We start from the raw sequence: 10,163 nt of genomic DNA, 5'->3' as shown, positions 1-10,163 counted from the left end.
AGCGCAGATAGGCATTTGCCGCGTCAACCGTCTGCGGGACCGGCAATTGCAGCAGGTCCGCAACCCGCCCGTCCCTGCCAACGACCGATGGCAGGTAGCGGAAGCGCTCGATCTCGCTTTGCAGCGACCGCAGATTGATGGTGAGGCGGCTTTCGATCTGTCGCTCGAGTTCGGTGACGCCACGCATATAGGTGACGCGCCAGGCCGCCAGCGCCAGGCCCAGAACAATGACCACCGTCAGCAGCGCCATTCCAAGCTGGCGGCGCCCCATCCATGCTGGCACCCGCATCCTCCCAACGAGCATGTCAACCCGGCCCACTCATGCAAGGTGGTCCAGTTCGGCCTGACTTGCAATGGAGGAGCATCGAGCAAGTCAGCAGGAGGCGGCGGGGCCGCCCCCCTCGGGCATCAGCGCACCAAAGCGAGAGTGTCGGGGTCGAAATACCTGAAGCTTGAATGGCCCTGGTCGTCCACGACCGTGGCGACGATGAGATCGCCCCATTCCTCGACGCCGCTGACCGTATAGCCCTGGGCGGCAATGTCCTGGGCGACATAGTGGCTAGAATGCTCGAAGACGGTGCCGTCTGACGCCATGGCGGGGAAGACAACGGCAGCGGACAGGGCGGCCAGAACGGCAGCGCGGGTAATCTTGTTCATGGAAAAGTCCTCTTGGTTACGAACAAGATCACCATGACGGGGAGCACCTTGCCTCCACATGGCCCGCGCGTGAACAGACGGACAGCTTACCGAGATGTAATCATTTCAACACGTTAGCAAGTTTCAGCCCAGGGATGGTCGGCTTGCTCCGCATGATGCAAAACGTGGCAGATATTGGCGCGACGCCGCGATTGCGGGAAAAATCCTCGCAGGCGGACGCAAAAACGCTTGCAGCTATCGGGGCTTTGCACCGAATAGCGGCATTGAGGAAGAGGCGGGAAGACGATGGACGTACGGGTAGACAGGGTTCGCAAGGAATTCGACCGGTTTCCGGCACTGCATGAAGTGTCACTCGACATCCGTTCGGGTGAACTGATCGCGCTGCTGGGTCCCTCGGGCTCGGGCAAGACCACTTTGCTGCGTTTGATTGCCGGGCTCGAACGCCCCACTGCCGGCCGCATCTTCTTCGGCGATACCGACGCCTCGGAAAGGAGCGTCCAGGAGCGCAATATCGGCTTCGTGTTCCAGCACTATGCCCTGTTCCGCCACATGACCATTCTGGAAAACGTCGCCTTTGGCCTCAAGGTCCGGCCGCGTTCGACCCGCCCGCCCAATGGCGAGATCCGCCGCCGGGCGCTCGAACTGCTCGACCTGGTCCAACTTTCCGGCCTCGAAAAGCGCTATCCCAACCAGCTCTCGGGCGGGCAGCGGCAGCGCGTGGCCCTGGCCCGGGCGCTGGCCATCGAGCCGGCCGTGCTGCTGCTCGACGAACCCTTTGGCGCCCTCGACGCGCAGGTGCGGCGCGAATTGCGCAAGTGGCTCAGGGAAATCCACGAGCGCACCGGCCATACCACGGTATTCGTCACCCATGACCAGGAGGAGGCGCTCGAGCTGGCCGACCGGCTCTGCGTCATGAGCCAGGGAAGGATCGAGCAGGTCGGCTCGCCCGACACTGTCTACGACACCCCGACCTCGCCCTTTGTCTTCGGCTTTATCGGGGAAAGCTCGGAACTGCCGGTCACGGTGGAAAAGGGCGATGTCTGGCTCGGCGACCGGCCGATCGGCCTTGCCCGGACCGGGGTCGAGGGCAGGCAGCGCCTGTTCTTCCGCCCGCATGACATCGAACTGGTCGAGGGCGATGCAGCCCTGGCCGGGGTCGTCGCCTCCAGCCGACGGGTCGGGGGCACCAGGCGCGTCGAACTCGACATTGGCGGGGCCGCCCATCGCGTCGAGATCGACCTCCCCTTCGATCACCCCGCCGGCGAGCGATCCCAGATCGCCTTCCGGCCAAAACGCTTCGCCCTCTTCCCCGAAAGCTGAAGTCCGTCGCCCACTGCCGGTGGCCCGGCGCTGGCGCTATGCGGGCTCTTGAACCAATGGAACGGGCGCAGGGTGAACTCGCGAAAGGCCCGCTGGGTGGCCAGCCAGATCAGGACCCAGTAGACCGGCAGGAGCATCTGCCAGGCCCACAGATGTTGCTGACCTGTCCTCGACAGCCCAACCAGATTGGTGGCAATGGCACAGGTGTGCCCGACGATCAGCACGATCAGGCAGGCCAGTGGCCACGGCTGCAGCATGGGCAAGGCCAGCTGCCCGGTCAGCAGATGGAGCAGCAGGACCAGCAGAAAGCCGGCATATAACAGCGGTGCCACCAGCATGCCCAATAGCACGGCCTGCAGCATCAGCATGCCGCGCCAGCCCAGGTCGCCGATCAGGTCCGGCAGATGTCGGTTGTGCACGACATAGGTCTGCATCCACCCTTTCATCCAGCGCGTGCGCTGACCCAACCAGACAGGCCAGGTTGTCGGGGCTGCCTCCAGCGTGGCCGACAGGCAGGTGGCGCAACGCAGTTTCCGTCTGGCGAGCCGCACCCCGAGGTCGGCATCTTCGGTGACATTGAATGAATCCCAGCCACCCAGTTCCCGCAATGTGCTGGTACGGAAATGATTGGAGGTGCCGCCCAGCGGCATGACCAGGCCCCATCTGGCCAGAGCGGGCAGCAACACGCTGAACAGGGCCGCATACTCTCCCGCGAACAGCGACGGCAGGAATTGCCTTCCCCCATTGTCGATCACGAGCCGCGCCTGGACACAGGCCAGATCCGGGTCGCGATCAAACCAGGCCGCAACCTGCCGGAGCTGACCTGGCGCGGGACGATCCTCGGCGTCATAGGCGACAAGAAATTCGCCCCGGCAGAGCGGCAATGCAAAGCTCAGCGCCTTGGGCTTTGTGCGCGGAAGGGCATCGGGGACGACCAGTAGCGAGAAACGCGGATCGACCAGATGCCGGCGAACGGAGGCCACGGTCCTGGGCGAGCTCGCCTCCACAACGAAGATGATCTCGAGCTTTTCGGCAGGATAGTCCAGCTGGCCCAGGGAGTGGCAGAGCTGACCGACCATGTGAGCCTCGTCGCGCAGCGGCACGAGGATCGTGTAGAGCGGCAGGTCAGCCAAAGGGCCGAGTGGCGGATCCGGTGTCACCGGCATGCAGAGCGCCGCCAGGCGGAGCAAGCTCGGGATCAGGACCAGCAGCAGCCAGAGTGGCAGTAGCCAGATTTGGCCGGTGAGGGGCCCAACCACCAGAAGTGCGGCGAGGGCGAGCAACATGCAGGCAAAGCCATGCCGCATCGGCGTCGTCAGTTCAAGCTGGGCCGCAGCGCGCGGCCAGTGGCGCGCCAGGGTCTGGCGCGCCCCATCGATCATGACCTCCCCGGCGTGGTCGACGAGAAAGCCACGCAAGGCTGGAGCGGGGACCAGGCAGAGGCTGCGCACAAGCTCGGGATTGCGTCTGCGGGCATCGGCGATCCGGAGCAAGCCCAGAAAATCGGGGGCAGCAAAGGCGATGTCGCGATCGATGATGCGCAGGCGGCAGAACCTGATATCCGCCAGATGCTCCAGCCGGTGAACCGGACGCAACGGCAGGCCGATGCGCGGCATCGTGTCCATAAAGGTCAGTTCGGCCCAGACGGAGGCTCGCCGCATGATCTCGGCATCGGGGAGGCGCAGATGCGTCGCGCACCAATGCAGGGGATCGGTTTCGGAGGTGAGAGCCTGCTCCAGCAACACCCTTGCCGTGGCCGGGTCAGCTCCCTTTCCGAGCAATGCCTGCATCAGGCTGATCGCCGCAGACACCATTCGCTGTCACCAGGGGCTGACATGTCCTGAGGGATGGATGGTTGGCACCGGCGCCTGGGCCAGCAGGGGCCGATCCATGCCAGTGGCTCTGCGCACATTCTCGAGGGCCGCCTCGGATACTTCGATCCAGGCTGCGACGGTCGGCTTGCGCTCGCTCATAATGGGAGCGCCGAGCGGCGTGATCCGCCAGCCGACCGACATACCGTGCTCGATCATATAGATCGAGGAGACAAAGGTGATGAAGCTGAACCCCTGAGACAGGGCATACTCCATCACCGCGCAGAAAAGGGCTGCAGACTCGGCGGCGCGCCGGCGTCCTTCACGTCGATCCGGACGTACGTAGAAACGAGTCCAGTCGGCCCCTAGCGAAGGATGCGCGGGGAATTCTCCTTGCACCAATCCGTTGAAGACAGTCTGCAGCAAGTTCGGCCGATCCAGCGGGGTGATGCGCGAGCCGCCCACCAGGTCTCCGGTTGAATCGGTAATCAGGAGATGGGTCGCGTCGTCATTGTCAAACGCATCGACATCCCGCCCATCGGGTCTACGCAGGGCCTCCCACCCCTCCATCTCGACAAAAACCCGGTGCCGCAACCGATAGTTCTGTTCGAGCAAATCTCTGCCGAGCCGGTCCACAGGACTACGCACGATGTGTAACTTCATCGATCTGCCCCCCGAAGCGACCGGCCTCGAATGGCGCCATTAGGCACAGGGGGGTGGAGCAACGAAATTGGGAAATATCACAATATTCCGGAGATATTCCCAGACTTAGAGCGAGATAAGCTTATGCCGTATCGCCTCGACCACGGTGTGCAGGCGATTATTCGTGCCCATGCGTTTCTGGGCATTTTCGCAGTGCTGGTTGATGGTGCGCGGGGTTAGGCCGGTAATGTCGGCAATCTCGGCCGCCGTCTTGCCGGCAGCCGCCCATTTGAGAATCTCGGCCTCGCGCCGGGTGATGCCGCGCCGCCCATCCAGGCTCTCCCGGGGGCTGTTGAGGTAGCGCAGCCGGCCATGGGCATAGAGCGCCAGCATATGCAGTTCGAGGCGGCTCTTCTCGTCGAGATGATCGGTCTTGCCGGCGAGCGACACGACGCCCTGCATGCCGCCCTCCATGTGCACGGGCACGCAGAAGCCCTCATCCATGCCGAATTCGCGCGCCTCCTGCATCACCCGGCGGGCCGGCGAGTCATTCTGGCGATCATAGGGGGCGTCCGACCAGTCGAACGGCAGGGTGGTGGAAAAGCAGTGACGGGCGACCGGGTCGAGATGCACGTAGCCCTTGCTCGTATAGCGCTCGTACCATTCGCTGTGCCAGCCCGAGAGCAGCACGAAGGGGCGCACATCGACGCCCGGATCGGGCAGGCCGGAAATGATGAACCGCTCGAAGCCATAGTCGCCGATGGCGCGATACATGATGTCGAGGATAGCGTCAGACGAGGTCTGATGCTGGATATTCTCAATTGTCGACATCAGGTCGGCATTCATCTTGGCTACCCTCCACCGGCCAATTGAACCCACGCGGACTGTGATCCGGTTCGCCGGCGAAGGCAAGCCGGAGAGATCCCGGCCGCCATCAATGCGGCCGGAACCGTTGCTCAATCGTTATGAGGAGTGAAACTGGTGCGGATTGAAGCGGTAGGCGGTCGAGCAGAACTCACACACCACCTCGATTTCCCCATCCACGGCCATTTCCTGCCGTTCTTCTTCAGAAAAGCTGTTGGCCAGCATGTCCTCGATCCGATCGGCTGAACAGGTGCAGCGCTCCACCAGGTCCTGGGGCGGGAACACCCGGACGCCGGTTTCGTGATAGAGGCGGAACATCAGCCGCTCGGGCGACAGATCCGGATCGGTCAGTTCGAGATCACCCACCGTGCCCAGAAGAGCCTTCGCCTCGGCCCAGCCATCGGCCTCGACGTAGTCGGGGTCGGCGGAATCGGGATTGCTGAAATCCCCGTCGCCCGGCAGGTCGGCCATGACCGACAGGCCATTGGCCGGCAGGTGCTGGACGAGCATGCCACCGGCACGCCAGCGCGGGCGGTGGTCGCCGCGCGTGGTGATCTGGGCCACGGCCAGGCGCACCTGGGTAGGGATCTGCTCGGACTGCATGAAATAGTTGTGCGCCACCTCCTCGAGCGAGGCGCCATCGAGGGCCACAATGCCCTGATAGCGCTCGGTATGGGCGCCCTGGTCGATGGTCATGGCGAGATGCCCCTTGCCCAGGAGGTCCGCCGGGCTGGTCTTGCCGCTTTCGGAGGCCTTGACGAGGGCATCATGATCGAAGCGGGCATAGCCCCTGATGCCATCGGGTGCGTCGAAATCGACGACGATCAGGTTGACCGGACCGTCGGTCTGGGTCTGCATGATGAAGCGTCCCTCGAACTTGAGGGAGGAACCGATCAGCGAGGCGAGCACCACGGCCTCGCCCAGCAGGCGCGCCACCGGCAAAGGATAGTCGTGACGGCTCAGAATGGTGTCGAGGGCGTCGCCGAGGCGGACAACGCGGCCGCGGGTATCGAGCTTGTCGAGGGTGAATGGCACCACGGCATCGTCACCGGTCTCGGGGCGGTCGAGGCCGAGGCTCGAGAGCAGGGTTTCGGTCATGGTCTGGTCCGTGGACATTTTCGATCTTCCTTAAGCTACGCCCCGGGATTGCGATACGCTACCCAACGCAGCCCCTTAAAACAGAGCCCCCCGCTTTCGCGGGGGTGACGGTTTGGTGAATTGCAACGATGACGAGGCGTCTCGTCTAGTTGGTTGCGACTCCAAAGGCCCAGCACAAGACGGCTTTCTGGGCATGGAGGCGGTTCTCGGCCTCGTCGAACACCACCGACTGGGGACCGTCGATCACTTCGTCGGTCACCTCGTCGCCCCGATGGGCAGGAAGGCAGTGCATGAACAGGGCATCCTTGTTCGCCAAGCCCATTAGAGTGGTGTTGACCTGATAGGGTTTCAAGACCCGGCGGCGCTCGGCGGCGTCGACGTCACCCATCGAGACCCAGGTGTCGGTGATGACGAGATCGGCGCCTTCCACGGCCTCGCGCGGATCCTCGATCAGCCTGGCGTATTTGCCGGCCCTTGTAATGTCCTGCATCAGGTCCTTTTCCGGGCTGTATTCATCCGGCGTGGCGATGGTCAGCTCGCACTGGAAGAGCTCGGCCGCATTCACCCAGGAATGGAGCACGTTGTTGCTGTCGCCGACCCAGGCGATCTTGGCGCCGCGGATGTCGCCGCGATGCTCTTCGAAGGTCATGAGGTCAGCCATGATCTGGCAGGGATGGGCGCGGCGGGTGAGGCCGTTGATAACGGGCACGGTGGCCGCCTCAGCCAATTCGATGAGGTCGAGGTGGCTGAGGATGCGGATCATGATGGCATCGACATAGCGGCTCATCACCTTGGCGGTATCGGCCAGGGTTTCCTCGCGGCTCAACTGCATTTCCTGGCCAGACAGCATGATGGTCTCGCCGCCCAGCTGGCGCATGCCGACATCGAAGCTGACCCGGGTACGGGTAGACTGGCGCTCGAAAATCATGGCCAGCACCTTGTCCTTGAGGAGAAGGGGGCGATCGCCGTCCTTGAGGCGCGCCTTGAGGGTGCTCGCCTGGTTCAGCATGCCGCGCAGTTCGGCATAGGAAAAATCGTCAATCGAGAGAAAATGGTTCGGGGTGCCGGTCGTCATGGGGCCGGGCTCCTTTGTGACGCTTTAATTCAAAAGTGCGGCGCAAGCCGCGCGGATCTGCCCTGCGCTCACGGCGGAGGGAACAGACCACTTCGGCGCCGCCCGAAATGATAGAAGGTCAGCATGACATCAGCCCGCTGCGGCGGTGGACGCCGTCTCGGCTTCGATTGCGTCGAAGGCTGCGCCGAGCTTTTCCATGGCGAGTTCGATATCGGCCTCGGTCAGGATCAGCGGCGGCAGGAGGCGCAGCACATTGTCACCGGCGCCGATGGTCAGCAACTGGTGGTCATCGCGCAGGCGCGCCACGAAATCGCGCACCGGCGGGGTGACCTTTATGCCGGCCAGCAGGCCCTTGCCACGAAGTTCGAGCACGTAGTCGGGATATTTCTGCGCCAGCTGCTGCAGGTGCCAGGCGAGGCGCTGGCCCATCTGGGCGACGTGATCGAGGAAGCCGGGGGCCTGGATACGGTCCAGGACGGCATTGCCCATGGCGCAGCCAAGCGGATTGCCGCCATAGGTCGAGCCATGCGTGCCCGGCACCATGGAGGCGGCGGCCGCTTCGGTGGCGAGGCAGGCGCCCAGCGGGAAGCCGCCGCCAATGGCCTTGGCCACGGCAACGATATCGGGGGTGATGCCCGACCATTCAAAAGCAAAGAACCGCCCGGTGCGACCAAAGCCGCACTGCACTTCGTCAAGGATCAGCAACAGGTCGTTGTCGTCACAGATCTTGCGCAGGCCCTGCATGAATTCTGCGCTCATGGCGGTGACCCCGCCCTCGCCCTGCACAGGCTCGATGAGAATGGCGCAGGTCTGCGGACCGACCAGGGCCTTGACCGCTTCCAGATCGCCCGGGGCGGTATGCTTGAAGCCCGGCATGGGCGGACCAAAGCCTTCGAGATAGCTCGGATTGCCGCCGGCGGCGATCGTGCCCAGGGTGCGGCCATGGAAGGAGCCGGTAAAGGCGATCACTTCATAACGCTCCGGCTGGCCCTTGGCGAAAAAGTAGTGCCGCGCCGTCTTGATGGCGCATTCGAGCGCCTCGGCGCCGGAATTGGTGAAAAACACCTTGTCGGCAAAGGTGGCATCCACCAGCCGCTGTCCAAGCCGTTCCTGTTCGGGAATGGTGAAGACATTGGAGGTGTGCCAGACCTTTTCGGCGGCAGACTTCAGCGCCGCCACCATATGCGGGTCGCCATGGCCCAGTGCGTTGACCGCAATGCCCGAATGGAAATCGAGATATTCTCGGCCATGCTGGTCATACAGGCGCATGCCCTCGCCCCGCTCGAAAGCGAGATCGGACCGGGCATACGTGCCGTAGAGCGCAGACATGGCATATTCCTTCAAGGGTTGGCGTCGGCGATGGACAGGAGCGTGGCAAAGCTGCCACAGAAATCAAAAACGCGCCCTCTCGGCCGCGCGTCTGGGCCTCAGAATTAGGCGAAAATCACGCGGCAAGTCAATGAATAACGCCCCAAGTCCCTGATTTGACTCGCGGATCGTTAGGGCAATCTTAACCAATGAATAAACGGGGAAAAAACGCCCCGACTCTTGATCCCGATTCCCGCGATGTCGTAGTCTCCGAGGCGTTGGGGACACGATATCTCGTGCGGCGGACCCGCTCAACATACGAGCTGTAGAGTCAAAAGGCTGCCATGTTGTTTTGGCAGCGCAATGAAGGATTCTGTTTTGTCGATGGTTTCAGGAGCGCAATCGATGGGCTGGACTGACGAGCGCGTCGAACTTTTGAAGAAGCTTTGGATGGAAGGGCTCAGCGCCAGCCAGATTGCGGCTGAGCTGGGCGAAGGGGTGACGCGCAATGCCGTGATCGGCAAGGTGCATCGCCTGAAGCTTTCGGCCCGTGCCAAGCCCACCAATACCGCACCGCGGGCCCGGCCGGCTGCGCGCCCGGCGGCTCCGCGCCGCGTGACCGGCCAGACCTCGGGAGCCACCCCGATGAGCGCCAAGCCGCGCGTTTCCATGGCCCGTCCGCAGGTCATGGGTGCCACTGCCCTCGCCGCAGCACCGGACATGGAAGCTGAACTCTATGTGGCTCCGGCCGCAGCAGAACTCTTCATTCCCGAGGACAAGCGCCTCAACCTGCTGCAGCTCAACGAGCATACCTGCAAGTGGCCGATCGGCGACCCGCTGACCAAGGATTTCTACTTCTGTGGCCAGCACAGCCTGGAATCCGGCCCCTATTGCGATTTCCATTCGCGTCGGGCCTACCACCAGATGGACAAGAAGCGCCGCTAGGCGGTGTGCATCGCTGATATCAAGACCGGGCGCCACTGGCGCCCTTTCTTTCGCGCCGTGCGGCAGATTACTGGACGCGCGCCGCCCCTTCGGCCCGCAATTGCGCCGCCCTCTCCCCGCCGGTCGAGGCCCATGTCTGACCGAAGGTGACGGCACAGGCGCGCACAATGGCGGTCCGGTCGTCCGGGATAGTCCCGCCATTGCGGTGGATGGCCTGCACTTCGCCGGCGAGGCGATGGCAATCGTCGATCTGGAGCTTGCTGGCCGGCGGCGCAGACTGGCTGGCCCAGGCAAAATAGAATGCTACGGCGACGGCAAGGATCGTGGCGGTCCAGACAGCGTTCATGGGAGCGTTCCTCAGCATTCTCAGACTGCATGCAGAAGCTGAAAAGGTCCAGAAAACCCGCAGGATTGGATTAAGGCGCCGTTACCCAAACCGGGCG

General features: G+C 63.4%; 11 protein-coding genes (1 of these 11 cut by a window edge). 2 read left to right on the top strand and 9 right to left on the bottom strand.

The window, feature by feature from the left end; genetic code table 11:
* A protein-coding gene (locus tag MQW79_RS15675; protein ID WP_476585402.1) for a cache domain-containing protein crosses the window boundary here: on the bottom strand, positions 1 to 283 show its 5' end (the start). The gene continues 1,232 nt to the left of window position 1, outside the view; 283 of the gene's 1,515 nt are visible here — the first part of the coding sequence; the start codon lies at positions 281 to 283; its stop codon lies off the left edge, out of view.
* Positions 284 to 408: 125 nt separating this feature from the next.
* Positions 409 to 657 (bottom strand): hypothetical protein, encoded by a 249-nt coding sequence (locus tag MQW79_RS15670; protein WP_476585401.1) that lies wholly within the window; start codon positions 655 to 657, stop codon positions 409 to 411.
* A 285-nt stretch (positions 658 to 942) separates the two neighbouring features.
* Here MQW79_RS15670 and MQW79_RS15665 point away from each other — a divergent pair, with 285 nt between their 5' ends.
* A complete protein-coding gene (locus tag MQW79_RS15665) occupies positions 943 to 1,977 on the top strand; it encodes a sulfate/molybdate ABC transporter ATP-binding protein (RefSeq protein WP_476585400.1) in 1,035 nt (344 codons plus the stop codon).
* Here the strand turns inward: MQW79_RS15665 and MQW79_RS15660 are convergent.
* The 6 genes from MQW79_RS15660 to MQW79_RS15635 all read right to left on the bottom strand — a co-directional run bounded on the left by MQW79_RS15660 (position 1,908) and on the right by MQW79_RS15635 (position 8,796).
* Entirely contained in the window at positions 1,908 to 3,791 is a 1,884-nt protein-coding gene (locus MQW79_RS15660; RefSeq protein ID WP_476585399.1) for a glycosyltransferase family 2 protein, read from the bottom strand. The two genes, MQW79_RS15665 and MQW79_RS15660, sit on opposite strands and share 70 nt — an antisense overlap.
* A 6-nt stretch (positions 3,792 to 3,797) precedes the next feature.
* Positions 3,798 to 4,451 (bottom strand): acyl-homoserine-lactone synthase, encoded by a 654-nt coding sequence (locus MQW79_RS15655; RefSeq protein ID WP_476585398.1) that lies wholly within the window; start codon positions 4,449 to 4,451, stop codon positions 3,798 to 3,800.
* Between the two features lie 105 nt (positions 4,452 to 4,556).
* On the bottom strand, positions 4,557 to 5,276 hold the full coding sequence (locus tag MQW79_RS15650; RefSeq protein ID WP_476585397.1) for an autoinducer binding domain-containing protein: 720 nt from the start codon (positions 5,274 to 5,276) through the stop codon (positions 4,557 to 4,559).
* Between the two features lie 117 nt (positions 5,277 to 5,393).
* Complete coding sequence (locus tag MQW79_RS15645) at positions 5,394 to 6,392, bottom strand: Hsp33 family molecular chaperone (protein ID WP_476588250.1); 999 nt, start codon at positions 6,390 to 6,392, stop codon at positions 5,394 to 5,396.
* A 145-nt stretch (positions 6,393 to 6,537) separates the two neighbouring features.
* Positions 6,538 to 7,467, bottom strand: coding sequence for an ornithine carbamoyltransferase (argF, locus tag MQW79_RS15640; RefSeq protein ID WP_476585396.1), 930 nt, complete (start codon positions 7,465 to 7,467; stop codon positions 6,538 to 6,540).
* Between the two features lie 129 nt (positions 7,468 to 7,596).
* Entirely contained in the window at positions 7,597 to 8,796 is a 1,200-nt protein-coding gene (locus tag MQW79_RS15635) for an acetylornithine transaminase (RefSeq protein WP_476585395.1), read from the bottom strand.
* A gap of 384 nt (positions 8,797 to 9,180) precedes the next feature.
* Between MQW79_RS15635 and MQW79_RS15630 the strand changes: the two genes are divergently transcribed.
* Complete coding sequence (locus MQW79_RS15630) at positions 9,181 to 9,720, top strand: GcrA family cell cycle regulator (RefSeq protein WP_476585394.1); 540 nt, start codon at positions 9,181 to 9,183, stop codon at positions 9,718 to 9,720.
* Positions 9,721 to 9,787: 67 nt separating this feature from the next.
* Here MQW79_RS15630 and MQW79_RS15625 read toward each other — a convergent pair whose 3' ends face one another.
* Positions 9,788 to 10,066: a hypothetical protein gene (locus MQW79_RS15625; RefSeq protein ID WP_476585393.1), complete on the bottom strand. Its 279-nt coding sequence runs from the start codon at positions 10,064 to 10,066 to the stop codon at positions 9,788 to 9,790.
* Positions 10,067 to 10,163: the final 97 nt, after the last annotated feature.

The organism is Devosia sp. Micro-HW1 (assembly GCF_056341075.1).
This window is presented reverse-complemented; position numbering and strand designations above follow the sequence as displayed.

Coding starts and splice junctions, on each gene's coding strand:
- MQW79_RS15670 (WP_476585401.1), bottom strand. CDS start 657: ATGAACAAGATTACCCGCGCTGCCGTTCTGGCCGCCCTGTCCGCTGCC.
- MQW79_RS15660 (WP_476585399.1), bottom strand. CDS start 3,791: ATGGTGTCTGCGGCGATCAGCCTGATGCAGGCATTGCTCGGAAAGGGA.
- MQW79_RS15635 (WP_476585395.1), bottom strand. CDS start 8,796: ATGTCTGCGCTCTACGGCACGTATGCCCGGTCCGATCTCGCTTTCGAG.
- MQW79_RS15630 (WP_476585394.1), top strand. CDS start 9,181: ATGGGCTGGACTGACGAGCGCGTCGAACTTTTGAAGAAGCTTTGGATG.
- MQW79_RS15645 (WP_476588250.1), bottom strand. CDS start 6,392: ATGACCGAAACCCTGCTCTCGAGCCTCGGCCTCGACCGCCCCGAGACC.
- MQW79_RS15655 (WP_476585398.1), bottom strand. CDS start 4,451: ATGAAGTTACACATCGTGCGTAGTCCTGTGGACCGGCTCGGCAGAGAT.
- MQW79_RS15665 (WP_476585400.1), top strand. CDS start 943: ATGGACGTACGGGTAGACAGGGTTCGCAAGGAATTCGACCGGTTTCCG.
- argF (WP_476585396.1), bottom strand. CDS start 7,467: ATGACGACCGGCACCCCGAACCATTTTCTCTCGATTGACGATTTTTCC.
- MQW79_RS15625 (WP_476585393.1), bottom strand. CDS start 10,066: ATGAACGCTGTCTGGACCGCCACGATCCTTGCCGTCGCCGTAGCATTC.
- MQW79_RS15650 (WP_476585397.1), bottom strand. CDS start 5,276: ATGAATGCCGACCTGATGTCGACAATTGAGAATATCCAGCATCAGACC.